Raw genomic sequence first — 22,429 nt, 5'->3', positions numbered from 1 at the left:
ATGCCGAAGCTCAAGCTGTTCAAGACCGTGATCGGCTTTCACGACGCGTTCGTCGCCGCACCGAGCCGCAAGGCGGCGCTGGCGGCATGGGGCGCATCGACCGACCTGTTCTCGGCCGGCCTTGCCGAGCAGGTGGCGGACGACGCCTGCCCGCCGGCGATGGCCAAGCCGGGGGCCATCGTCACCACCAAGCGCGGCTCGAGCAAGGAGTGGAGCGAGCGCGCCAAGGTTCGGCCCAAGCCACCCTCGAAAGCAGACGCCGAGCGGGCGCGGGCCGAGCAACGGCTGGCACGGATGGCGGAGCGGCACGCCGCGGCGCTGGCCGCGCTCGACCGTCAGATTGCCGGGCTCATTGCGAAACGCGGCGCCCTCGAAGCGAAACAGGCCGCCGAGCGCGACCGCCTGCGCGGCGAGATCGAAAACTAGCCGTCGATCGCGTAGCCGATCGGTTTGAAGCTGCCGCCGTTGCTGGCGTAGGCCGAGCAGGCGGTCAGGCCGACGACCAGCTCCATCTCGGCGCGCAATCGGATGACGTCGCCGGCCTTGCTCGGCGGAGGCTCGACCGACAGCGACCCGTCGGCCGCGACCGGGACGTTCATGAAGATGTTGAAGGCGGTGCCGATCATGTCCGGCTCGACTCCGAACGGCGCGAGCGCCTCGGCGAGATTGCCGAAGCAGCCGCGGTGGACGGGGTGTTCGGGATAGAAATGGCGGAACGTCGCCTCGCTGCACGGGGTGAGCAGGAAATCGTGGGTACCGACCGTATCCTCGACGATCGTCAGCATCGGGCTCGAACGGTTGGAATAGAGCACCGCTCCGGTCGTCAGCCGGATGCTCTCGGCATAGTCGAACGTCCGCCCGTTGGAGAGCGCTTCGCGCACATCGGCGGCGCTGAACGCCAGCAGGTCGGACACCTGCACGCCCTCGACGTCGGTGACGGTCAGCGTCTGGCCGTGCTTGATCTCGAACGCCGTGCCGCTGCGCGGCGGGATGATGATCATTGCCCGCTTGTGCGGCCGCTGAACGGGCAGGTCCAGCCGTCGGGCACGGCGCGCCCGCTATATTGCCGCGCCGGACTCACCTCGCCGTGGCGCGCGAGCATCGGGTTAACCGATCCGGCGAGGCTCACGTCGCGCTCGATGATCGCCTCGCGCAGGGCGTCATAGCGGCCTTCCGCACGCAGCGTCTCGAACTGGTCGTGCAGGTTGAGCACCATTGCCGGGCGCGCGAATCGGCGCGCCGGGCGGCTGGCATTGGGGTGGAGCCCGACCACGAAGAACGCCTGCCCGCCAAAGCTGAGCGAAAAATGTGGATCGTCGGGATCGGCGCTGACCCGCGCATCCGGCTTCAGCCCGCGCCACTCGTCCTTGTCGGTCATCGACTGCAGCCGTTCCCACAGCGCCGCCTCGAACGCCGCTTCGTCGAGGTCATCGGGCCCTTCGAACACGAAGGCGAGGCTTCGGAACAGGCCGGGGTCGCGCTCGTACTGCGCCGCCCAGTGCAGCGCGATGTCGTGCATCCGCACATCGTCCCATGCGCTGGTGATGTCGCGGCAGGCGGCGACCTTCAGCGTGCCGCGGCCGAGCGCGGCCTTGGCGCCGACGCACGGAAAGTCGCGGGCGCGCACAAAGTCGGCAAACTCGCGCTCGATCGAGTTCTGGCTGTCGTAGGTCCAGTGGAACATTGCCGCCTCGTAACGGACGGCGCGCGGGTTAGGTTGCGTTCCGAGACCTGACCTTTAGCCGGGGGCCGCACATGCAAAATCGCTGTCCTACAGGCGGCGCGCTGTGCGATAGTCTGTCATCCGGTTTGCCGCATCAGACGGCCGTCCGGCTAACTTCACGATCCGGTCCCCGAAACGGCCGTTCCTGCGTGAAACTTGCGAAGTTAAGGCGCCTTCACCCGCGCCGCCTTGCGGATCAGCACCGCCGGCTCGAGCATCTGGCCCCGCATCACGCCCTCGCCCTTGGTCGGGCTGGTCGGCGCGGCGAGGATCGCCTCGACCACCTCCTTGCCCTCGACCACCCGGCCGAAGGCGGCAAAGCCGATCTCGGAGCCTTTGGCGTCGAACGCCGGGACGTCGGCGGTCATGATAAAGAAGTCGCTCCGCGCAGTGCCGGGCCCGCGATTGGCCAGCGCGACGGTCCAAGCAACGTTCTTGAGCCCCGTGACGGAGGTCGGCTCGTGTTTGATCGGCGGCAGTTGCTTCGCCCCGTCGCGCACCCCAGCCTGGATGATCCCGCCGCTGCCATATTTGAACGCCCGGTAGAACGGCTGGCCGTCGAGCCATCCCTTCTCGACATATGCGAGGAAATTGGCCGTCGTGACCGGCGCCCGCCCGCGGTCAAGCGCGAGGACGATCCGACCCTTGTCAGTGTCGAGCGCAACCCGCACCAGGTCTTCTGCGACAGCTGCTGCGGGGGCAGGCTGGGCAACGGCTGCAGCCGGGAGAGCGGTCGCCGCGACCAGCGCGGCCAACAGGATTCGAATCGTCATCTTACGGCTTCTAGCCCGCCCAACCTGAATCGTCCTTTTCCAAAGCGCGCCAAATCCTTATAGGCCGCGGCGTGACCACCCTGCCGATGGACCAAGCGGACCGGATGCCGGCCGACTGGCGCGACCTGTTCGCGCTGACCAAGCCGCGCGTGATGAGCCTGGTCGTGTTTACCGGCCTGTGCGGCCTGGTCGCCGCGCGCGCGCCGATCCACCCGGTCATCGCCTTCACAGCAGTGCTGTGCATCGCGCTTGGCGCCGGCGCCGCAGGAGCGCTCAACCAATGGTATGAGGCGGACCTCGACGCGAAGATGCGGCGCACCGTCAAGCGACCGCTTCCGGACGGCAGGCTCGACCGCCAGTCGGCGCTTCACTTCGGCGTCGGCCTGTCGGTCTTCTCGGTGATCCTGATGGGCGTCGCCGCCAACTGGTTGGCCGCCGCCTGGCTCACCATTTCGATCCTGTTCTACGTCTTCGTCTATACCGTCTGGCTCAAGCCGCGGACGGCGCAAAACATCGTGATCGGCGGCGCCGCCGGAGCCTTTCCGCCGCTGATCGGCTGGGCCGCGGCCACCGGCAGCACGCCGGTGATGGCGTGGCTGATGTTCGCGATCATCTTCCTGTGGACCCCGCCGCACTTCTGGGCGCTGAGCCTGTTCGTCCGCTCCGACTATGCGAAAGCGGGCGTGCCGATGCTCCCGGTAACCGCCGGGATCGCCGCGACCCGGCGCCACATCCTGATCTATACCCTGCCGATGATCGCCGCCGCGCTGGCGCCGTGGGCGCTGGGCTACGCCGGGGCGATCTACGGCATCGTCTCGGCGGCGCTCAACCTGGTGTTCCTGTTGCTCGCGATCCGAGTCGCCGGCAACCGCGCGACGGAGCCGTCCGGAATGGCGCCGGAGAAGAAGCTGTTCGGCTTTTCGATACTCTATCTGTTCGTGCTGTTCGGGGCGCTCGTCGCGGACCGACTGGTGCTGGCATGAGCGGCGACCGTGACGATCTGATCCGCGCCCGCCAGCGCGGCAATGCGCGGGTGACGGCGATCCTGCTCGGCCTGTTCGTGGTGCTGGTGTTCGGCATCACCATCGCCAAGATGCTGTTCAAGCCATGACTGCGATCGCCCAGCGCAACAAGGCGGTTGCCCTCAGGGCCGCACTGTTCGGCCTAGCGATGCTGGCGCTCGCCTTCGCCTCGGTGCCGCTTTACCGAATCTTCTGCCAGGTGACCGGCTTCGGCGGCACGACCCAGGTGGCCGACAATGCGCCAGGCGCGGTCGCCGGCCAGATCGGGGTCCGCTTTGACGCCAACATCGAGTCCTCGCTGCCTTGGAAGTTCGCGCCCGAGCAGACGACGATCCGGGTCAATCCTGGTGCGCGGACGGTCGTCAACTACATCTCGACCAATCTCGTCGCCCGACCGACCACCGGACGCGCGATCTTCAACGTCACGCCGGCGCAGGCCGGGCAATATTTCAGCAAGATCGAATGCTTCTGCTTCACCGAGCAGACGCTGAAGGCGGGCGAGAGCGTCAAGATGCCGGTGGTGTTCTACGTCGACCCCAAGATCCGCGAAGATGCGGCCACCCGCCACATCGACGAGATCACGCTCAGCTACACATTTTACCCGGTGGAAAATCCCTCCAGCGGAAGCTAGAGCGGCGCCACGAGACTCCCGAGGAACCAGAGATGGCCGGCACCAAGAACCACGATTATCACATCCTCGCGCCCGACCCGTGGCCGCTGATCGGCGCCTTTTCCGCCCTTGCGCTGACCGGCGGCGGCGTGATGTGGATGCACGACAACCCCTATGGCATGGCGGTGACGCTCGCCGGGCTGGTCGGCGTGATCGTGACCATGATCAGCTGGTGGGGCAACACCATCAAGGAAGCGCATGCCGGCGACCACACGCCGGTGGTCCAGCTGCACCTGCGCTACGGCATGATCCTGTTCATCGCGTCGGAAGTGATGTTCTTTGTCGCGTGGTTCTGGGCATTCTTCTCTGCAGCCTTGTTCCCGAGCGCGGTTGAGACGGTCGGTGCGCAGTGGCCGCCGAAGGGCACGGAAGTGCTCAATCCGTTCAGCTGGCCGCTGCTCAATACGCTGATCCTGTTGTGCTCGGGCACGACCGTCACCTGGGCGCACCATGCGCTGATCAATGGCGACCGCGACGGGCTCAAGAAGGGCCTGCTGGCGACGATCGCGCTCGGCCTCGTGTTCACCGCGGTCCAGGCCTATGAGTACATGCACGCGCCGTTCGCGTTCAAGACGACCAACGGCGGCACGATCTACGGCTCGACCTTCTTCATGGCGACCGGCTTCCACGGCTTTCACGTCATCGTCGGCACGATCTTCCTGATCGTCTGCTACTTCCGCGCGGCGAAGGGCCACTTCACCCCCAAGCAGCATTTCGGGTTCGAAGCGGCGGCCTGGTATTGGCACTTCGTCGACGTGGTGTGGCTGTTCCTGTTCGTCTCGATCTACATCTGGGGCAGCTGGGGCGCGCCGGTCCACGGCTAGCGCGATGAGCGGACCGACACTGGCGGGGGCGAGCCTGGGCGGGCTCTGCCCCCGCTGCGGGTCGCGCACGCAATTCGCCGGGCCGCTGCGGATCGCCCCGGACTGCCGTGCGTGCGGGCTCGACCTCGCGGCATTCAACGTCGGTGACGGTCCCGCCGCCTTTCTGATCCTGGTCGTCGGCGCGCTGGTCGCCACCGCGGCAATCACTGTCGAACTCGTCGCTGGCCCACCCTGGTGGGTTCACATCATCTGGCTGCCGGTCACGGTCGCGTTGACCGTCGGCGGGCTGCGCATCGGCAAGGCGGCACTGATGTTTCAGGAGTTTCGCCACCGTGCTGGCGAGGGACGGGTCGCGCAATGAGGCGCTGGCCGCTCGTGCCGACGTTGGTCGTCGCCGTCGCGGTGTCGACGATGATCGGGCTCGGCCTGTGGCAATTGCTGTGGCGGGCCCCGCAGAAGGATGCGCTGGTGGCAAGCTATGCGGCGGCGCAGGGCCTTTCCCCCATCGCCTTTCCCACCGCTCCGGCACCCGAGCCGTTACCGCTCTTTCGCCGCGCGACCGGCCTGTGCACCGAGGTCACCGGCTGGCGTCAGGTTGCCGGCGAGAACCGGCGCGGCGCGATCGGCTATGCCTTCCTCGCCGACTGCCGGACGGGAGCCGAAGGGCCGGGAATTACGGTCGACGCCGGCTGGGCGGCCAATCCGCAGATCAAGCCCGACTGGCGCGGCGGCCCGGTCAGCGGAGTCATCTCGCCCGATCGCGTCCGACGAGTGCGGCTCGTCTCCGAAAGCGGGCTCGGCGGGCTCGAGCCGAGCGCGGCGCCGTCGCCGGCGATGATCCGCAACAGCCACCGCTCCTACGCTTTCCAATGGTTCGCCTTCGCGCTGATCGCTGCAGTGATCTACGGCCTTGCGCTGCGTGCCCGGCGCGACAAGGAGGCGAACCGATGATGCACTGCTCCACTCTAGCGAACGGGCTGTGCGTCGCGAGCCGGCCGATGCAGAGCGTTGAGACGGTTGCGGTCGGGCTCTACGCTCCGACCGGATCTCGGTTCGAGGCGGCAGGCAAGAACGGGCTCGCCCATTTGTTCGAGCATATGGTGTTCAAGGGCGCCGGCGGGCGCAGCGCGCGCCAGATCAGTGAGCTGATCGAGGATGTCGGCGGCGACCTCAACGCTTCGACCGACCGCGAGATCACCGGCTTCTACGCAAGCCTGCTGGCGCCGGACCTGAAGCTCGGCGTCGATTTGCTCGCCGATCTCATTCGCCGGCCGCATTTCGAGGCAGCGCACCTCGATCTCGAGAAGAAGGTCGTTCTGCAGGAGCTGGCCGAGACGCGCGACACGGCCGGAGATATCGTCTTCGACCTGCTCCAGGAAGCCGCCTTTCCGGACCAGCCCATCGGCCGCTCGGTGCTCGGCAGCGCAGACAGCCTGGCGGCGATTCGGGTCGACGACCTCCACGCGTGGCAAAACGAGCAGTTCGCGGCGTCGAACCTGGTACTGGTCGCGGCCGGCAAGCTTGAGCATGCGCGGCTGGTCGACCTCGCCGAGGCTGCGTTCGGGAGCATGCCGTCGGGCGCCCGCCCCGCTTCGCCACCTGCGCGCTTCGTCGGTGGCCAGCGCTTCGAGCGGCGCCGCGGCGTGCAGGCCCATCTCGCAATCGCCATGGCCGCCCCGGCGTGGGGCGACGGCGACGCCTATGCTGCGCAATTGTTCGCCGACGTCGCCGGCGGGGGCTCATCGTCGCACCTGTTCCAGCGGCTGCGCGAGGACAATGGCCTCGCTTATTCGGTGTCGGCCGCCGCCATGCCGTTCGCGGACTGCGGCCTGTTCTACGCCTACGCCGCGGTCGATCGCGGCGAGGCTGGGCGGGCCCAGGATGAGATTGAGGCTGTGCTCGCCGAATGCGCGCGCGAGCTCAGCCAGCGGGATCTCGAGCGGGCGCGGGCGATGGCCAAGGCGGGCATGATGATGAGCCTCGAGAGCTGCTGGGGGCAGGCCTATTACGTCGCCACCCGGCTGCTCCGCGAAGGCGCGCTGATCGAGCCGACCGAGATCGTTGCGCGGCTCGATGCGATCACCCTCGACCAGGTGCGCGCGGTCGGGACTCGCATGCTGGCCGGGCCGCGGGCGCTGTCGAGCGTCGGGGCGAAGCTGGCGCTGGCCGCATGAGCCTGGCCGAGCTGAAAACGATCGTCGCCGAACCGTGGGACGATTGGGGGCTGGTCGACAGTGGCGGCGGGCGCAAGCTCGAGCGCTACGGGCCGGTGACCGTAATCCGCCCCGATCCGCAGGCGATGTGGGCTCCGGCGACCGAGGAGTGGCAGGCCGACGCGACCTTCGTCCCCGGTAGCGACGAGGAGGGCGGCGGCCGCTGGATCCAGCACCGTGAGCTGCCGCGCGACTGGCCATTGGCGCGCGGTGCGACCCGCTTCCACGCCAGCCTGACGCCGTTCCGCCACCTCGCCTTCTTTCCCGACATGGCGCCGCAATGGGACTGGATGCGCGAGCGGCTCGGCGAGGGCACCGAAGCGCTCAACCTGTTCGGCTATACCGGCGTCGGAACGCTACAATTGGCGGAGGCCGGCGCGCGCATGGTCCATGTCGATGCATCGAAGAAGTCGGTCGAAGGCGCGCGGCGCAATGCCGATCTGTCGGACATGAGCGGGCACCCCATCCGCTGGCTGGTCGACGACGCCGCCAAATTCACCGCGCGCGAGGTGCGGCGGGGTCGGCGCTACGACGGGATCATGCTCGACCCGCCGAAGTTCGGACGCGGGCCGGAGGGCGAACTGTGGCGGCTGGAAGAGCATCTCGCGCCGCTGCTGGCCGATTGTGTCCGCTTGCTCGATAGCGACAGCCGTTTTCTGGTGCTGACAGTCTATGCGGTACGGATGAGCGCTCTGAGCATCGGCGAGCTGATGCGTCAATTGACCGCGCCACTCGGCGGGCACGTCGAGTGCGGGGAAATGGCGGTGCGCGAAGAAGCGCGCGGATTGCTCCTGCCGACGGCGATCTTCGCGCGCTGGTCGAGGTCCTAGGTCCGCCCGGCGCGGATCGCCGCCGCGGTGACGAAGGGTGCGCCGGCGAGGACGAACAAGGCGCTGGCGCCGAGCAGCTTGAGCGCGGCGCCGCCATCGGCAGCCGCCGCTGACGCACCAAAGATGACCACCGGAACCGCGAGAGGGAGCAGCAACACGCCGGCAAGGGAAGATGCGCGGCCAAGCCCGGTGGTCAGCGCCGCCACCGAGACGGCGAGGGCGGCCAGTGCCGGCGTTCCGATCACGAGGCTGAGCGCCGTGCGTGCCGTCGCTTCCGGACCGAGCCCAACCAGTGCGCTGGCGGGCAGCAGGGCAGCCAGCAGCAGCGGGCCGAAGGCAAGCCAGTGGCCAACTATCTTGGCCACCGCGACCGCTTCCTCGCTCGTCCCGGTCAGCACCAGCTGATCGAGCACCCCGTCCGCGCGATCGGGCTCGATCAGCCGCTCGATCGGCAGCAGCGCCGAGGTCAGCGCGGCGATCCACAGGGCGCCGGGGCCGACGCGGGCGAGCAGCGGCGCATCGGGTCCGATCGCGAACGGGACAATTGCCGCGACCATTAGGAAGAAGATCGCGGGTAGCCACGCCGCGCCGCCCCAGCCGCGGCGGAGTTCGCGCAGGATGAGCGCGCTTGTCATCGACCCAAGTCCAGCTGTCGCCATTCGCCGCCGCCGAGCGGGCGGTGGCTGGCGGCGATGACCGTTCCTCCAGCGGAGCGGTGAGCGGCGATGGCGGCATCGAGGGCCGAGACCCCCTCCCCATCCAGCCCGTTAAGCGGCTCGTCGAGCAGCCATAAGGGCGCACCGCTGGCCACGACCCGCGCCAGCCGGGCGCGGCGGGCCTGGCCGGTCGACAGCAGGCGTACCGGCACGTCGGCGAGCCGGTGCAGATTGAGCGCTGCCATCGCCTCCTCGAGGCGGGGACCGCGCCAGAAGGCCAGCGCGCGTTGCAGCGGAAGCTCGCGATCGAGCGCGAGGCTGTCGTCGGCAAGCGCGGCTGTCTCGCGACGCACGGTTCCAGCACTGGGCTGAAGCAAACCGGCAACCAGGCGGATCAGGCTCGACTTGCCGCAGCCGTTGGGGCCGGTCAGCAGCAACGCCTCGCCCGCGCCAAGCTCGAGGTCGAGCCCCTCGAACAGCAGCCGGCCGCCGCGCACCAACGCGAGCCCGCGGCCGGAAACCAGGCTCAAGCCTCCTCTTCCAGCGCGTGCATGTCGGCATCGGTGAAGCCGAAATGGTGACCCGCTTCGTGGATCAGCACATGGCGCACGAGATGCTCGAGCTCCTCGCCGTCCTCGACCCATTCGTCGAGGATCGCACGGCGGAACAGCCGGATCCGGTCGGGCATGGTGCCGCTGTGCTCGACGCTGCGCTCGTGCAGCGGAACGCCCTCGTAAACTCCGGTAAGGTCGAGCGGATGTTCGATCCCGAGCTCGGCAAGCAATTCCTCCTCGGCAAGATCGTCAACCTGCACCACGACATCGGCGAGCCGCGAAGCGAATGGCCCGGGCAGATGCGCGATCGCCTCGCGGGCGATGGCGGCGATTTCCTCGAGGGTCGGCGGCTGGCCGAAGCGGCGGGTCATGGCGCCGCGGACCCTAGGCAAGCTTGCCCGCGCCGCCAAGCGCCTCTAGAGCCGCGCTCGCCAGGCGGAAGGATGGATGCGCGCCCGATTCACGTTCGCCGAGCGGCGAACGACCGGGGCGCGGTGCGGAGCGGTGGCCGAGTGGTCGAAGGCGCTCGCCTGGAAAGTGAGTATACGGCAAAACCGTATCGAGGGTTCGAATCCCTCCCGCTCCGCCACTTCTACGCGCGCTGACCCTACCGGACTAAGGGGTGGTGGACGGCGCTACGGGGGAAGCGTATCCTCGCGCGATGGGCCCTAATTGGCTGATTCCGGCTGCGATCGTCGTGACGACCGTGGTGGCGATGGAGGTCGTCGCCGCGGCGGTGCATCGCTTCGTAATGCATGGGCCGGGCTGGGGCTGGCATCGCTCGCACCACGAGCCGCGCGAAGGCGCGTTTGAGCGCAACGACCTTTACGCAATCTTGTTCGCCGCGCTCAGTATCGGCCTGTTCATCGCCGGCGGACGTTGGCCCGCCCTGTGGTGGGTCGGTGTCGGGCTGGTCGTTTATGGCCTGCTCTACACGCTGCTGCATGACGGGCTGGTGCACCGTCGGCTGCCGATCGGGCTGGTCCCGCGCCGGGGCTATCTCAAGCGGCTGGTGCAGGCGCACCGGCTGCATCATGCGGTCAAGGACCGCGAAGGCGCGGTGTCGTTTGGCTTTCTCTATGCGCCGCCGGTGAGCAAATTGATCGGTCAGATGCGCTTGGGGCGTGGACGGCCATGACGGCGGCCCGGCAAACCGTGATCGGCGTGACGCTGGCGCTGGCGGTGATCGCGGCGTGGGCGGCAATTCATGCCTACGGACTATTCTTCTTCGAGTTCGGCCGCTCGAGCCTGTTGCTCGCGCCCCTGCTGATGGCGGCGGCGTGCTGGCTCAACGTCGGGCTGTTCATCATCGCCCACGACGCGATGCACGGCTCTCTCGCGCCGCACCGGCCCGGCATCAATCTTAGCTTCGGCCGAGTCGCGCTCGCGCTCTACGCCGGCTTCTGGTTCGACGATTTGCGAAAGAGCCATTTCGAGCATCACCGGGCGCCGGGCACGGCCGATGATCCCGACTTCAGCACGCACGAGCGGCTGCTGCCATGGTATGCCGGCTTCCTTCGCCGCTACTTCGGCTGGCCGCAGTTTTTTGCTTTGGCGGCAGCGACCGTGGCGCTTCGGCTGGCCGGGGCGCCGATGGCGAATATCCTGCTGTTCTGGGCGGCGCCGGCGATCCTGTCGTCACTACAGTTGTTTTACTTCGGCACCTATTTGCCGCATCGGCCGCACGCCCACGGCTTCGCCGACGATCACCGCGCGCGCAGCAACGCCTTCGGCTGGCTCGCCTCGCTGCTCAGCTGCTACCATTTCGGCTATCACCACGAGCATCATTTGGCGCCGCACGTGCCATGGTGGCGGTTGCCCGAGGAGCGCCAGCGCCGAGCGCCTGCTCGATAAGCTCGGCCGCGCGGGGGGCGCCGCCGCTGGCAGCGATTTCCTTCGACAGCACCAATGCCTGCTGGCGATATCGGGCGTCGCCCATCACCCGCTCGACGGCCTCCCGAATCGGCTTTGCCGTTCGGCGGCGATGGAGCGCTTGGCCGACACCGGCATGTTCGAGGCGGGCAGCGGTGGCGGGTTGCTCGAAGGCGATCGGCAGGGCGACCATCGGCACGGCGTGGGCGAGCGAGTCGAGCACGGTGTTGAAGCCGCAATGGGTGATCGCCAGCGCGCTACGGGAGAGAACGGCGCGCTGAGGGAAGAACGCGTGGACAAGCGGCTTGCCCGGTAGACGGGCGATGTCGCGCTCGCTGAGCATCCCGCCGTGGGCGATCAGGAGGTGGGCGTCGAGCGGCTCGACCGATTCCGCCACAGCTCGGAACAGGCTGGCGCGCGATCCCTGGAGCGTTCCGAATGAGCAGAAGATCAGCGGCCGGCCGTCGTCGGGAAGATCAATCTCGAGCGGCGGCTCGGAGCCGCGGAACGGGCCGAGGTAGTGGAAGTTCGCCGGCAGTTCGCGGCGTGGGAAGTCGAGGCCGCGGATGCATTGCGTGACCTGGCCGAGCTCGGACCAGGCCTCGTCGGCGAAGCGGATGTCGGGCCGGCCAAGGCGTTTTGCGTGACGGCGGATGACCTTCGTGATCGGCCGCTCGATCCAGCGTGCGACTCGGTAACCGCCGAGGTTGCGGCGGATGCCCCCGTCGCTCGGGTCGTAGGGCCAGGGGAGGACCGGCGGCGGAACTCCGGGCTCGAGGTTGAGCGGAAGGGCGTTGGCGATGTTGACGAACGGGATGCCGAGCGCGGTGGCGACAAGGCTGGCGGCGGCGTCGGTCTGGTCGATGACGAGGCCGTCGGGCTTGATTTGGCCGAGCGCGGCGGGGAGCGTGGTGCAGATCGTCTCGGCGAAGCCGGCGAGGTCGCGGATCAGGCGCAACAGGCTGAGCGGGCTGCCGAGCCGCGACAAGCGCTCGAGATAGGGTGCGAGGCTGCCCTCTGGCCAGTCCTCGCCGCCGAAGCGCACGAACGCTTGGCCGGCGGGGAGCTTGGCCCGCATGTCGGGGAAGCCGAGGAAGGTGGTGCGGTGGCCGCGCGCCTCGAGCTCGCGGGCGAGAACGGCCATCGGGTTGATGTGGCCGGGGAGCGGCGGGCAGAGGATCGCGAAGTGCGCCATCAGGCGCGGCGGGTGCGGGCGGCCTCGGCCAGGCTGGGCAGGAGGAAGCCGAGCTTGCGGGCCTTGCCGATCGTCACTCGGCGGTCCCACGCCTGGTCGCCGAGGCGGCCGACCTCGCGGCCGATGGCGCCGTAGATGCGCAGCGCGGCGAGGACCGCGACGCGGCTGCGGAAGGGGAGCTGGGCGACGCCGGAGCGGGCCGAGGCTTCGTAGGCGGCGACTCGGTCGACGAGGCGGGTGGCGATGGCCGAATGGACAGTGCAGTGGTTTCCTAGATCGGCCAACCAGCTGGCCGGGACGTAGCACCGGCCAGCCTCGGAATCTTCGCGTAAGTCCCTGGCGATATTGGATAATTGGAATGCGATGCCGAGGTCGGCGGCGCGTTCGAGGGTTTCGCGGTCGTCGGGGGAAATGCCCATCACGATGGCCATCATGCAGCCGACCACGCCGGCGACGTGATAGCAGTAGCGATCGAGGTCCTCCTCGGTCTGGGGCCGCCAGCCGCGCTCGTCGAGCGCGAAGCCGGCGAGGTGGTCTTCGAGCATGGAAACCGGGATCGGCCGTTCGCGAAGCAACATCCCGAGCGCGTCGAACGGCCCCTCTCCGACCCGCTGCCCGGCGGCGGCGAGCAGGGTCTTTTCGCGCAAGCCCGCGACCGGCGACTTAGGGCCGGAGCCGAACCCCATCGTCTGGCCGTCGCAGGCGTCGTCGCAATGGCGGCACCACCAGTAGAGCAGCCAGGCGCGCTCCCGGGTTTCGCGGTCGAACAGCCGGCTTGCGGCGCGAAACGACTTGGACCCGGCGACGATCGCCTGGCGCGCGCCCTCGACCAGCTCGGCGCGGGTGTAGAGCGCCCTCATCCGGCGAGGTCCTGGAGCATCAGCCCGGCGGTCGCCTTGGCGCTTCCGACGACGCCCGGAATGCCCGCGCCGGGATGGGTGCCGGCGCCGACGAAATAGAGGTTGGGCAGCTTGTCGTCGCGGTTGTGGACACGGAACCAGGCGGACTGGGTCAGCACCGGCTCGAGGCTGAAGGCGGAGCCGAGATGGGCGTCGAGTTCGGCCTCGAACTCGAGCGGGCCGAAATGGAAGACCTCGCCGAGATTGGCCTTGAGGCCGGGCAGCATGCGCTGTTCGAGGATATCGAGGATGCGCGTGACATAGGCCGGTCCGGCGGTCGCCCAGTCGATGTCCGAATGGCCGAGGTGCGGCACCGGGGCGAGGACGTAGAAGGTCGACTTGCCGGGCGGCGCCATCGACGGATCGGTGATGTTGGGATGGTGGAGGTAGAGCGACGGATCGTCGGCCAGCTTCCCGCCGTAGATGTCGCCGAGCAGCCCCTGATAGCGCGGCCCGAACAGGATGGTGTGGTGGGGCACGTCGGGATAGTCGCCGTCGGCCGAGAAATGGACCACGAACAGCGACGGCGAGAAGCGCTTGCGGCGCAGCCGGGCGGCGGCCCGCGGCCCGCGCTTGTGATCGAGCAAATCGTAGGTGCGCACGACATCGCCGTTGGAGGCGACGGCATCGAACGTGCCGGTGAAGCCGCCGCGGGTGGTGACCCCGTTCACCCGGGTGCCCGAAGCAGCGATGCGCGTGACGGGATCGTCGAGGCGGAGGGTCCCGCCGAGCCGCTCGAAATGGCGCACCATGCCGGCGATCAGGCGGTTGGTGCCGCCCAAGGGAAACCACACCCCGCCGTCGCGCTCGAGCTTGTGGATCAGCGCGTAGATCGAGCTGGTGGTGAGCGGATTGCCGCCGACCAGGAGCGTGTGAAACGACAGCGCCTGGCGCAGCTTGTCGTTCTTCACGAAGCTGGAGACCATCGAATAAACCGAGCGCCACGCCTGGTAGCGGGCGAGCGCCGGAGCGGCGGCGAGCATCGACTTGAAATCGAGGAACGGCACCGCGCCGAGCTTGACATAGCCTTCCTGGAACACGCCGGCGGAGTAATCGAGGAAGCGGCGGTAACCGGCGACGTCGGCCGGGTTCAGTTCCTCGATCTGACGGGCGAGCTCGGAATCGTCGTTGAGGTAATCGAAATTGGTGCCGTCGGGCCAGTTGAGCCGGTAGAAGGGCGAGACCGGAACGAGGGTGACGTCGTCGGCCATATCGGCGCCACTCAGCGCCCACAATTCCTTCAGGCAGTCGGGATCGGTGATGACGGTCGGCCCGGCGTCGAACACGTGGCCGTTCTTCTCCCAATAATAAGCGCGCCCGCCCGGCTTGTCGCGCGCTTCGAAGATGGTCGTGGCGATGCCCGCCGACTGAAGCCGGATGGCCAGCGCGAGGCCGCCGAAGCCCGAGCCGATGATGGCGGCGGTGCGGGTCATGCCGCCTGCTTTCGCATCGCTGCGAGCGCGCGGCCGACGGCGACCGGCGGACGGCCGCTGAGGATCCGCAATTTGTCGAGCGCGGTCAGCCGCGCGGCGTAGAAGCGGGCGATGGTCGCCAGCGGCAGTCGGTAGAAATGTTCGAGCACGCGGTAACGCTCCCTCGGGTCGGCGGCGCGGAACAGCATCCGGTTCAGCAACTGGAAGAAATGGCGGTCGTCCCACAGCCGCTCGGCGCGGGCGCGCAGCAATCGGGCGATGGCGGGACCGGATAAGTCGCGCTGCTCCGCGAGGAGGCGAGCGTTGGCCAGCGCATCGGGCAGCGAATAGCCGGTGGTCGGGTGGAAGAAGCCGCCGGCCATGCCGAGCCGGGCGATGCCGTCATCGGGCCACAGAGCGGCGAGGTCGCCGCCGAGCAGGATCGGGAGAACGCCGATCTCTTCCTCGACGCATTTCGCCGAGCCGTGGGCGGCGGCAGCCTGGTCAAGGCCGGCAGCGAGGGCTTCGGGGTCGAGATCGGGCGTGTCGGAATAAAAGGTGTCCTCGATCATCAGCTCGTCCGCGGCGAACGGCAGCGAATAGAGGAAGCGGTAGCCGTCGGACTGGTCGACCGTGGCGTCCATGATGACCGGACGCTCGACCGCGTGCGGCGCGGCGTAGCGATAGGTCCGGCCGACGAATTTCTGCCAGGCGAGATCGAGCCCCGGCGCGGGGCCGGGGCCGCGCGCGTCGATCACCGCGCCGCCATCGATCCGTTTCCCGCCGACGATGACATGATCGGGCGCGAGCCGGTCGATGGTGCAGCCGAGGCGATACTGGCCGGGGCGAAGGCGCTGGCGGAGTTCACGGTCGAGCAGGTCGGATCGCACGCTGTTGTAGCCGAGCGCGAGGCGGCGCTTGCGGCGCGGGAAGCGGATGTCGTGATCGTCCCAATGCGCCGCGACCAGCGGAGCGAGCAGCGCGCGGTCCTCGACCGCGACATCGCTGTCGAAGAACGACCAGATGTGGTTGCCGCCGAACGCATGCTCCTGCTCGATCAGCAGGAAATCGACATCGGGCCGCCGCTTGGCCAGCGCCAGCGCGGCCAGTCCGCCGGCGAGGCCGCCGCCGGCGATGATCAGCGCGGGTCGAGGATCGGTCATGGACGGCATCCAGCAATGGCGCAGCAACAATAGCTTCGATATCGTCCATGGCCATGAGCTTGACGATGATCCTCGCCATGGCCGCTCAGGCCGCCGTGGTCGACCCCCAGACCGCCGATTTGACCGTGGCGGTGAGCAATGTCCGCAACGCGAAAGGCGTCATTCACGCCTGCCTGACTCGCAACCCGAAACACTTCCCCGATTGCCGCGGCGACCCGCTGGCGGTGCGATCGACCGTCGCCGCCAATGCCGGAACGCTGCGCTTCAAGGCGATCCCCGCCGGAGCCTATGCGATCACCCTGTTTCATGACGAGAACCGCAACCAGCGGCTGGACATGATGATGGGCATTCCGCGCGAAGGGTTCGGATTTTCGGGCAACCCCCGAATTCGCTTCGGGGCGCCAAAATTCAGGCAAGTGACCATCAGGGTGCCGGCGGGTGAGAGCGGCCAGACGATCCGCATGCAATACCTACTTTAGCCGCGATGGCGGCGGGAGCGGCGCGCCCATAGCCTGATCCGAGCCGCCGGGGGCCAGGATCGTTCATGCCGTTGCCGCCCTCGCCTGCCCCCGCCAAGCCCCGAGCGACGCTGCTGCTGGCCGCCCCGCGCGGCTTTTGCGCCGGGGTGCGCCGGGCGATCGAGGCGGTGCGCGAGGCGATCCGCGTGCACGGGCCGCCGGTCTATGTGCGCCGGGCGATCGTCCATAATCTCGCCGTTGTGCGCGAGCTTGAGGCCGAGGGCGCGGTGTTCGTCGAGGAGGCGCGCGAGGCACCGCCGGGCGCGGTGCTGATCCTGTCGGCGCACGGCGTCCGGCCCGAGATCGCCGCCGACGCGCGGGGGCGCGGCCTCAAGGTTTACGACGCGGTGTGCCCGCTGGTCGCCAAGGTCCACCGCGAGGTCGCGCGCCACCATCGCGCCGGGCGGGCGGTGGTGCTGATCGGCCATCGCGGCCACCCCGAGATCGAGGGCACGCTGGGCTTTGCGCCCGAGGGGGCGGTGCGCGTGATCGGCGGGGTCGAGGAAGTGGCGGCGCTCGGCATCGGCCGCGACCGGCCGGTGGCCTATGCGGTGCAGACGACGTTCGCGGTGAGCGAGGCGGAGCGGATCGTCGCGGCACTGCGGGCGCGTTTCGCCGACCTCGCCGAGCCGCCGTCGGGCGACATCTGCTATGCCACCACCAACCGCCAGGCGGCGGTCGAGGCGATCGCGGCGCGGGCCGAAGCGGTGATCGTGGTGGGCGAGGATTTCTCGTCGAACGCGCGGCGGCTGGCGGAGGTGGCGGCCGCGGATTGCCGGTCGGTGCAGCTGGTGGCCGGGGCGGAGGCGATCGACTGGGGGCGGGTTGTGGGCGCCGAGGTCATCGGGCTGACGGCGGCGGCCTCGACCCCCGAATCGAGCGTGGCCGAGGTGGTCGCGGCGCTTGGTGGGCGGTTCGCGCTCGAGGTCGAGGAGGTCGAGGCGGCGCGCGAGACGATGGTGTTCCGGCCGGTGGCGATCGGCGGGGCGGCGCGCGCTCTCCCATAGGGCGCGGATTTGGCCTAACCGGCGGGGATGACCGCCGTTCTCGATCTTTGGCAGCCGTCGGACTGGCGCGCGCTCAATGCGCTGCAGCAGCCGGATTATGGCGATCCTGGCGCGGTGGAGCGGGCGCTGGCGGAGGTTGCCGAGGGCGGGCCGCTGGTTGACGAAGCGGCGTGCGCGGCGCTGAGGGCCGAGTGCGCGGCGGCGGCTCGGGGTAGGGCGTTCATCATCCAGGCGGGGGATTGCGCGGAGTCGTTAGCGGCGGAGCCGGGGGCGGCGGCCGAGGCGATGGCGGGGGTGATCGGGCGGCTGGCGGCAGAGGCCGGCGGGCCGGTGGTCCGGATCGGGCGGATCGGCGGGCAGTTCGCCAAGCCGCGGAGCTCGGCGACGGAAACGCGCGGGGGCGAAGCGCTGCCGGTGTGGCGCGGCGACATGATCAACGGGGTGGAGTTCTCGGCCGGGGCGCGGGCGCATGACCCGACGCGGCTGGTGGCGGCCTATCGGCATTCGGTGGCGACGTTGGATAGGCTGCGCCGTCAGGGCGGGATGTACGCGAGCCACGAGGCGCTGGTGCTGCCGTATGAGGAGGCTTTGTGCTTTCGGGGGGCGAACGGGCGGTGGTGGGCCGGATCGGGGCACGCGCTGTGGATCGGCGAGCGGACCCGGCAGCTGGACGGCGCGCATGTCGCGTTCGCGGCCGGGGTGGCGAATGTGGTGGGCGTGAAGTGCGGGCCGTCGCTCGGCGCGGACGAGATGGTGCGGCTGGCCGAGCGGCTCGACCCGGAGCGGGAGGCGGGGCGGCTGGTGCTGATCGCCCGGCTTGGGGCGGAGCGGGTCGGCGATGTGCTGCCGGGGTGGCTCGAGCGGGCCCGGGCCGAAGGGCTGGCAGCGGCGTGGATGGTCGATCCGATGCACGGCAATACGCGGCGGATCGGGGCAAGGAAGCAGCGGCGGGTGGCGGACGTGCTCGCCGAAGCGCGCGACTTCGCCGCGATCTGCCGCGCGGCGGGGGTAGTTGCGGCGGGGGTTCACCTGGAGGTGACGGCGGGGGGCGCGGCGGAGTGCGTCGGGGCGGACGGGATCGATCCGGGCGCGGACTTCCCGTGCGATCCGCGGCTGACCGAGGATGAGGCCGCGGCGGTGCTGGCGGCGGTAAGGTGCTGACCGCGCGGCGGGGCGGTCCGCTCAAGGGGCTGCTGCGGGTGCCGGGCGACAAGAGCTGCTCGCACCGCGCGCTGATTCTTGGCGCGATGCGGGCGGGGGAGACGGTGATCACGGGCTTGAACGACGGCGAGGATGTCGGGCGGACGGCGGCCGCGCTTAGCCAGTTCGGAGTGAGGGTCGAGGCGGACCGGGTGGTCGGCGGGGCGTGGCGGTCGCCATCGCAGGACGTGGACTGCGGGAACAGCGGGACGACGGCGCGGCTGCTGATCGGGGCCGTGGCCGGGATGCCGGGCGTGGAGGCGCGGTTTGTCGGGGATGCCAGCCTGTCGCGGCGGCCGATGGGGCGGCTGGTGGCGCCGCTCAGGCGGATGGGGGCGGTGATCGAGGGCGGCGAGACGCTGCCGCTGACGGTGCGCGGCGGGCCGCTCGAGGGCATTGCGCATGCCAACGATCCGCCGTCGGCGCAGGTCAAGTCCGCGCTGCTGCTGGCGGGACTGGCGGCGGGGGTCGAGGTGCGGGTCGAGGAGCCGGCGACGAGCCGGGATCATACCGAGATCATGCTCGCTCACGCCGGAGCGGAGATCGCAATCGCGGGGGACCCGTCGGCGGCGGCGTTCGGGCTGGTCGCGGCGGCCGTGGTGCCGGGATCCGAGGTGCGGGTCGAGGGGCTGCTGGCCAATCCGCTGCGGGTCGGGTTCCTGCGCGTGCTGGAGCGGATGGGGGCCGATGTGGAGTGGTCGAACGCGCGGGTGCAGTCGGGCGAGCGGGTGGCGGATGTGCGGGTTCGCCACGCGCCGCTCATGGGCTGCCGGGTGACGGCGGACGCGGTGCCGGGGCTGGTCGACGAGGTGCCGACGCTTGCCGTGGCGTGCGCGCGAGCCGAGGGTGCAAGCGTGATTGAGGGCGTTGGCGAACTCAGGGTCAAGGAGAGCGACCGGCTGGCGGCGATCGTCGCCGGGCTGGGCGCATGCGGGATCGATGCCCGCGTCGAAGGGGACGATCTTCATATTTTCGGCGGCCGAAGCCGCGGCGGGGTGGTTCGCAGCGAGGGCGATCACCGCATCGCGATGGCGTTCCTGACGCTCGGGCTGGCGAGCGCGGGGCCGGTCAGCGTCGACGAGGAAAGCATGATCGCGACCAGCTTTCCGGGGTTCGTCGAAGGAATGCGCGGGATCGGGGCGGAGATCGCATGAGCGTCAACAGCTTTGGGCGGATGTTGCGGCTGACGACCTGGGGGGAAAGCCACGGGCCGGCGATCGGCTGCGTCGTCGACGGTTGCCCCCCGGGGATCGAACTGGACGAGGCGTGGGTCCAGCGCTGGCTCGACGCGCGGCGGCCCGGGACTTCGGCAAAGGTGTCGGCGCGGGCCGAGCCGGACCGGGTGCGCATCCTCTCGGGGGTGTACGACGGGCGGACGACGGGAACGCCGATCGCGATGACGATCGACAATGTGGACGCGCGGCCGGGCGATTATGCCGATTTGCCGCCGCGCGCCGGCCATGCGGACGCGGCTTATGAGGCGAAATACGGGTTGCGCGATCCGCGCGGCGGCGGGCGGGCGAGCGCGCGAGAGACGGCGATGCGGGTCGCCGGCGGGGCGGTGGCGCGGCTGGTCATTCCCGAGGTGACGATCGCGGCGCGGGTGATCGCCATCGGCGGCGAGACCGACGCGGCGAAGTGGGACGCGATCCTAGCCGAGGACGACAGTTTTGGCGGTCTGGTGGAATGTATCGCCAGCGGGGTGCCGGCCGGCTGGGGCGCGCCGGTCTACGCCAAGCTCGACGCCGAACTGGCGGGCGCAGTGATGGGGGTGAATGCGGTGAAAGCGGTCGAGATCGGCGAGGGCTTCGCCGCGGCCAGCGCGCGCGGCCGGGCGAGCGGCGCGGCGATGGCGGCAAGCGGCATCGACGGCGGGATTTCGACGGGGCGGGAGATCGTGCTGCGCGCGGCGTTCAAGCCGACCTCGAGCGTCGGCATCGGCGGGCGGCACGACCCGTGCGTCGCGATCCGTGGGAGCCCGGTGGTCGAGGCGATGGTCGCGCTGGTGCTGGCGGATCACAAGCTGCTGCAGCGGGGGCAGTGTGGCGAGGGGCCGTCACGGGAGTAAATCCCGTGACATCGATCCTCGCTCCGCGAGGTCGGCCGGCCTTCGCCCACTCTTCGACATAAGGTCGCGTTCGCTGCGCGATCACGCCCTTATGCTCGGGGGCTCGGCTAGTGGCATTTGAAGCGGTCGAACGGCTCCAGGCAGTCCCTGCAGCGCCATTGGGCCTTGCACGGCGTCGAGCCGAAGCGGCTGACTTCTTCGGTGTCGGTCGAGCCGCATTGGGGGCAGGTGGCGGCCTTGGCGAGGTCGGGCGGGGCGATTCCGTAGGCGGCGAGCTTGGCCTTGCCGGCGGCGCTGATCCAGTCGGTGGTCCAGGCGGGGGCGAGGCGGGTTTCGATTCCGACCGAGCGGAAGCCGGCGGCGTCGAGGGCGGCGCGGATGGACTGTTCGATGAACTGGGTCGCCGGGCAACCCGAATAGGTCGGGGTGACGATCACCTTGCCGCCCTCGATGCCGCGAACGATGCCGAGATCGAGCACCGACACCGCCGGGATCTCGGGGTCCGGCACCTCGGCCAGGACGGCCATGATTGCGGCCCGATCGACGTCAGCCACGTCGCTCACACGCGCTCGAGCGCCAGGGCGATGCCCTGGCCGACGCCGATGCACATGGTGGCGAGCGCGTAGCGGCCGCCGCCGCGTTGGAGTTCCTCGGTGGCGGTGCCGGCGAGGCGCGCGCCGGACATGCCGAGCGGATGGCCGAGCGCAATGGCGCCGCCATTCGGGTTCACGCGCGGATCGTCGTCGGCGAGGCCGAGCTGACGAAGCACGGCGAGGCCCTGGGCGGCGAAGGCTTCGTTGAGTTCGATCACGTCGAGCTGGTCGAAGGTCAGGCCGAGGCGGTCGAGCAGCTTGCGCGATGCCGGGGCCGGGCCGATGCCCATGATGCGCGGCGGGACCCCGGCGACGGCCGCACCGAGGATTCGCGCGCGCGGTGTCAGGCCGTTGCGCCTGGCCGCCTCTTCGGATGCGACGATCAGCGCGGCGGCGCCATCATTGACTCCGCTCGCATTGCCGGCGGTGACGGTGCCGTCCTTGCGCACGATCGGTTTCAGGGCGGTAAGCTTGTCGAGGCTGGTCGGACGCGGATGTTCGTCCTTGTCGACGACGAGCGAATCGCCTTTCCGTTGCGGAATCTCGACCGGGACGATCTCGGCCGCGAGCCGGCCGCTGGCCTGGGCGGCGGCGGTCTTCTGCTGGCTGTTGAGCGCAAACGCGTCCTGGTCGGCGCGGCTGATCCCGAACTCCTCGGCGACGTTCTCGGCGGTGCTCGGCATGGTATCGTCGCCATATTGGTCGCGCATTCGCGGATTGACGAAGCGCCAGCCGATGGTGGTGTCGTAGATCTCCGCGTTGCGGTCGAACGCCGATTGCGCCTTGGGCAGGACGAACGGTGCGCGGCTCATGCTTTCGCTGCCGCCGGCGATGATCAGGTCGGCGTCGCCGCCGCGGATGGCGCGGGCGGCCATGGCCACCGCGTCGAGGCCCGAGCCGCACAGCCGGTTGAGCGTGACCCCGCCGCTGCTGTCGGGCAGGCCGGCGAGCAATCCGGCCATGCGCGCGAGGTTGCGATTGTCCTCGCCGGCCTGGTTGGCGCAGCCGAGGATAACGTCGTCGAGCTGGGCCCAGTCGACGCTGGGGTTGCGGTCGATCAGCGCTGCGATCGGGAGGGCGGCGAGGTCGTCGGCGCGAATACTGCTGAGCGCGCCGCCATAGCGGCCGATCGGGGTGCGGATGTAGTCGCAGATGTAGGCGTGGGTCATCGGGCTCATATAGGTCCTTCGAGACGGGCCTTCGATACGCTCCTTGCGGAGCTACTCAGTCCCTCCTC

General features: G+C 69.5%; 28 protein-coding genes and 1 tRNA gene. 17 read left to right on the top strand and 12 right to left on the bottom strand.

Annotated features, from left to right (window positions below; translation table 11 throughout):
* On the top strand, nucleotides 1-426 hold the full coding sequence (locus tag D0Z60_RS10875) for a hypothetical protein (RefSeq protein WP_118858252.1): 426 nt from the start codon (nucleotides 1-3) through the stop codon (nucleotides 424-426).
* Here D0Z60_RS10875 and D0Z60_RS10870 read toward each other — a convergent pair.
* From D0Z60_RS10870 to D0Z60_RS10860, 3 genes are all read right to left on the bottom strand, one after another.
* Nucleotides 423-1,001 carry a DUF1989 domain-containing protein gene (locus tag D0Z60_RS10870; protein WP_118858251.1) on the bottom strand — a complete coding sequence of 193 codons (579 nt, stop codon included), beginning with the start codon at nucleotides 999-1,001 and terminating at the stop codon, nucleotides 423-425. The genes D0Z60_RS10875 and D0Z60_RS10870 overlap by 4 nt on opposite strands.
* Nucleotides 998-1,684 (bottom strand): guanitoxin biosynthesis heme-dependent pre-guanitoxin N-hydroxylase GntA, encoded by a 687-nt coding sequence (gene gntA / locus D0Z60_RS10865; protein ID WP_118858250.1) that lies wholly within the window; start codon nucleotides 1,682-1,684, stop codon nucleotides 998-1,000. The genes D0Z60_RS10870 and gntA overlap by 4 nt, the downstream gene beginning before the upstream one ends.
* A gap of 203 nt (nucleotides 1,685-1,887) precedes the next feature.
* Complete coding sequence (locus D0Z60_RS10860) at nucleotides 1,888-2,496, bottom strand: peptidylprolyl isomerase (protein ID WP_118858249.1); 609 nt, start codon at nucleotides 2,494-2,496, stop codon at nucleotides 1,888-1,890.
* Between the two features lie 86 nt (nucleotides 2,497-2,582).
* On the opposite strand from D0Z60_RS10860, the gene D0Z60_RS10855 reads away from it, so the two are divergent.
* From D0Z60_RS10855 to D0Z60_RS10825, 8 genes are read left to right on the top strand one after another with little or no spacing between them, the layout of a single operon-like run.
* A complete protein-coding gene (locus D0Z60_RS10855) occupies nucleotides 2,583-3,479 on the top strand; it encodes a heme o synthase (RefSeq protein WP_118858559.1) in 897 nt (298 codons plus the stop codon).
* Nucleotides 3,476-3,607 (top strand): hypothetical protein, encoded by a 132-nt coding sequence (locus tag D0Z60_RS12040; RefSeq protein WP_275896719.1) that lies wholly within the window; start codon nucleotides 3,476-3,478, stop codon nucleotides 3,605-3,607. The genes D0Z60_RS10855 and D0Z60_RS12040 overlap by 4 nt, the downstream gene beginning before the upstream one ends.
* Entirely contained in the window at nucleotides 3,604-4,149 is a 546-nt protein-coding gene (locus D0Z60_RS10850) for a cytochrome c oxidase assembly protein (RefSeq protein ID WP_118858248.1), read from the top strand. Before D0Z60_RS12040 ends, D0Z60_RS10850 begins: the two co-directional genes overlap by 4 nt.
* Before the next feature lie 32 nt (nucleotides 4,150-4,181).
* Nucleotides 4,182-5,012: a cytochrome c oxidase subunit 3 gene (locus D0Z60_RS10845; RefSeq protein ID WP_118858247.1), complete on the top strand. Its 831-nt coding sequence runs from the start codon at nucleotides 4,182-4,184 to the stop codon at nucleotides 5,010-5,012.
* 4 nt (nucleotides 5,013-5,016) lie between these two features.
* Nucleotides 5,017-5,373, top strand: coding sequence for a DUF983 domain-containing protein (locus D0Z60_RS10840; RefSeq protein WP_118858246.1), 357 nt, complete (start codon nucleotides 5,017-5,019; stop codon nucleotides 5,371-5,373).
* Nucleotides 5,370-5,963, top strand: a complete 594-nt coding sequence (locus tag D0Z60_RS10835) for an SURF1 family cytochrome oxidase biogenesis protein (RefSeq protein WP_118858245.1) — start codon at nucleotides 5,370-5,372, stop codon at nucleotides 5,961-5,963. The genes D0Z60_RS10840 and D0Z60_RS10835 overlap by 4 nt, the downstream gene beginning before the upstream one ends.
* Nucleotides 5,960-7,186 (top strand): M16 family metallopeptidase, encoded by a 1,227-nt coding sequence (locus tag D0Z60_RS10830; protein WP_118858244.1) that lies wholly within the window; start codon nucleotides 5,960-5,962, stop codon nucleotides 7,184-7,186. The genes D0Z60_RS10835 and D0Z60_RS10830 overlap by 4 nt, the downstream gene beginning before the upstream one ends.
* A complete protein-coding gene (locus D0Z60_RS10825) occupies nucleotides 7,183-8,055 on the top strand; it encodes a class I SAM-dependent rRNA methyltransferase (RefSeq protein ID WP_118858243.1) in 873 nt (290 codons plus the stop codon). Before D0Z60_RS10830 ends, D0Z60_RS10825 begins: the two co-directional genes overlap by 4 nt.
* Here the strand turns inward: D0Z60_RS10825 and D0Z60_RS10820 are convergent.
* The 3 genes from D0Z60_RS10820 to D0Z60_RS10810 are packed head-to-tail and all read right to left on the bottom strand — an operon-like array spanning nucleotide 8,052 to nucleotide 9,636.
* Nucleotides 8,052-8,690: a heme exporter protein CcmB gene (locus tag D0Z60_RS10820; RefSeq protein ID WP_118858242.1), complete on the bottom strand. Its 639-nt coding sequence runs from the start codon at nucleotides 8,688-8,690 to the stop codon at nucleotides 8,052-8,054. The genes D0Z60_RS10825 and D0Z60_RS10820 overlap by 4 nt on opposite strands.
* The gene (gene ccmA / locus D0Z60_RS10815) at nucleotides 8,687-9,241 is read right to left on the bottom strand and encodes a heme ABC exporter ATP-binding protein CcmA (RefSeq protein WP_240325624.1); all 555 of its coding nucleotides are present in this window, start codon (nucleotides 9,239-9,241) and stop codon (nucleotides 8,687-8,689) included. The genes D0Z60_RS10820 and ccmA overlap by 4 nt, the downstream gene beginning before the upstream one ends.
* The gene (locus D0Z60_RS10810) at nucleotides 9,238-9,636 is read right to left on the bottom strand and encodes a metallopeptidase family protein (RefSeq protein ID WP_118858241.1); all 399 of its coding nucleotides are present in this window, start codon (nucleotides 9,634-9,636) and stop codon (nucleotides 9,238-9,240) included. Before D0Z60_RS10810 ends, ccmA begins: the two co-directional genes overlap by 4 nt.
* Before the next feature lie 127 nt (nucleotides 9,637-9,763).
* On the opposite strand from D0Z60_RS10810, the gene D0Z60_RS10805 reads away from it, so the two are divergent.
* The 3 genes from D0Z60_RS10805 (at nucleotide 9,764) to D0Z60_RS10795 (ending at nucleotide 11,119) form a co-directional block, all read left to right on the top strand.
* Nucleotides 9,764-9,854: transfer RNA gene (locus D0Z60_RS10805), tRNA-Ser, on the top strand.
* Between the two features lie 108 nt (nucleotides 9,855-9,962).
* Complete coding sequence (locus D0Z60_RS10800; protein WP_240325623.1) at nucleotides 9,963-10,403, top strand: sterol desaturase family protein; 441 nt, start codon at nucleotides 9,963-9,965, stop codon at nucleotides 10,401-10,403.
* On the top strand, nucleotides 10,400-11,119 hold the full coding sequence (locus tag D0Z60_RS10795; RefSeq protein ID WP_118858239.1) for a fatty acid desaturase: 720 nt from the start codon (nucleotides 10,400-10,402) through the stop codon (nucleotides 11,117-11,119). Before D0Z60_RS10800 ends, D0Z60_RS10795 begins: the two co-directional genes overlap by 4 nt.
* Here D0Z60_RS10795 and D0Z60_RS10790 read toward each other — a convergent pair.
* Genes D0Z60_RS10790 through crtY form a run of 4 tightly spaced genes read right to left on the bottom strand, consistent with a single transcriptional unit; the run spans nucleotide 11,016 to nucleotide 15,806 of the window.
* Nucleotides 11,016-12,332 (bottom strand): glycosyltransferase, encoded by a 1,317-nt coding sequence (locus D0Z60_RS10790; RefSeq protein WP_118858238.1) that lies wholly within the window; start codon nucleotides 12,330-12,332, stop codon nucleotides 11,016-11,018. The genes D0Z60_RS10795 and D0Z60_RS10790 overlap by 104 nt on opposite strands.
* Nucleotides 12,332-13,192, bottom strand: a complete 861-nt coding sequence (locus D0Z60_RS10785; protein WP_118858237.1) for a phytoene/squalene synthase family protein — start codon at nucleotides 13,190-13,192, stop codon at nucleotides 12,332-12,334. The genes D0Z60_RS10790 and D0Z60_RS10785 overlap by 1 nt, the downstream gene beginning before the upstream one ends.
* Nucleotides 13,189-14,664 (bottom strand): phytoene desaturase, encoded by a 1,476-nt coding sequence (locus tag D0Z60_RS10780; RefSeq protein ID WP_118858236.1) that lies wholly within the window; start codon nucleotides 14,662-14,664, stop codon nucleotides 13,189-13,191. The genes D0Z60_RS10785 and D0Z60_RS10780 overlap by 4 nt, the downstream gene beginning before the upstream one ends.
* Complete coding sequence (gene crtY / locus D0Z60_RS10775; RefSeq protein WP_118858235.1) at nucleotides 14,661-15,806, bottom strand: lycopene beta-cyclase CrtY; 1,146 nt, start codon at nucleotides 15,804-15,806, stop codon at nucleotides 14,661-14,663. Before crtY ends, D0Z60_RS10780 begins: the two co-directional genes overlap by 4 nt.
* Before the next feature lie 47 nt (nucleotides 15,807-15,853).
* Here crtY and D0Z60_RS10770 point away from each other — a divergent pair, with 47 nt between their 5' ends.
* From D0Z60_RS10770 to D0Z60_RS10750, 5 genes are all read left to right on the top strand, one after another.
* Complete coding sequence (locus D0Z60_RS10770; RefSeq protein ID WP_118858234.1) at nucleotides 15,854-16,285, top strand: DUF2141 domain-containing protein; 432 nt, start codon at nucleotides 15,854-15,856, stop codon at nucleotides 16,283-16,285.
* Between the two features lie 65 nt (nucleotides 16,286-16,350).
* Nucleotides 16,351-17,331, top strand: a complete 981-nt coding sequence (ispH, locus tag D0Z60_RS10765) for a 4-hydroxy-3-methylbut-2-enyl diphosphate reductase (protein WP_118858233.1) — start codon at nucleotides 16,351-16,353, stop codon at nucleotides 17,329-17,331.
* Nucleotides 17,332-17,358: 27 nt separating this feature from the next.
* On the top strand, nucleotides 17,359-18,492 hold the full coding sequence (locus D0Z60_RS10760; RefSeq protein WP_118858232.1) for a 3-deoxy-7-phosphoheptulonate synthase: 1,134 nt from the start codon (nucleotides 17,359-17,361) through the stop codon (nucleotides 18,490-18,492).
* On the top strand, nucleotides 18,486-19,685 hold the full coding sequence (locus D0Z60_RS10755) for a 3-phosphoshikimate 1-carboxyvinyltransferase (protein ID WP_118858231.1): 1,200 nt from the start codon (nucleotides 18,486-18,488) through the stop codon (nucleotides 19,683-19,685). Before D0Z60_RS10760 ends, D0Z60_RS10755 begins: the two co-directional genes overlap by 7 nt.
* Complete coding sequence (locus D0Z60_RS10750; RefSeq protein ID WP_118858230.1) at nucleotides 19,682-20,599, top strand: chorismate synthase; 918 nt, start codon at nucleotides 19,682-19,684, stop codon at nucleotides 20,597-20,599. The genes D0Z60_RS10755 and D0Z60_RS10750 overlap by 4 nt, the downstream gene beginning before the upstream one ends.
* A gap of 107 nt (nucleotides 20,600-20,706) precedes the next feature.
* Here the strand turns inward: D0Z60_RS10750 and paaD are convergent, their stop codons facing one another.
* Both paaD and pcaF read right to left on the bottom strand, forming a co-directional pair.
* Nucleotides 20,707-21,162, bottom strand: a complete 456-nt coding sequence (gene paaD, locus D0Z60_RS10745; RefSeq protein ID WP_275896718.1) for a 1,2-phenylacetyl-CoA epoxidase subunit PaaD — start codon at nucleotides 21,160-21,162, stop codon at nucleotides 20,707-20,709.
* Nucleotides 21,159-22,361, bottom strand: a complete 1,203-nt coding sequence (pcaF, locus tag D0Z60_RS10740; protein WP_118858229.1) for a 3-oxoadipyl-CoA thiolase — start codon at nucleotides 22,359-22,361, stop codon at nucleotides 21,159-21,161. Before pcaF ends, paaD begins: the two co-directional genes overlap by 4 nt.
* Nucleotides 22,362-22,429 lie beyond the last annotated feature (68 nt).

The organism is Sphingomonas mesophila, from assembly GCF_003499275.1.
Lineage (GTDB): Bacteria > Pseudomonadota > Alphaproteobacteria > Sphingomonadales > Sphingomonadaceae > Sphingomicrobium > Sphingomicrobium mesophilum.
Note: the sequence above shows the minus strand (reverse complement) of the source record. Positions and strands in the feature narration are given on the sequence as shown.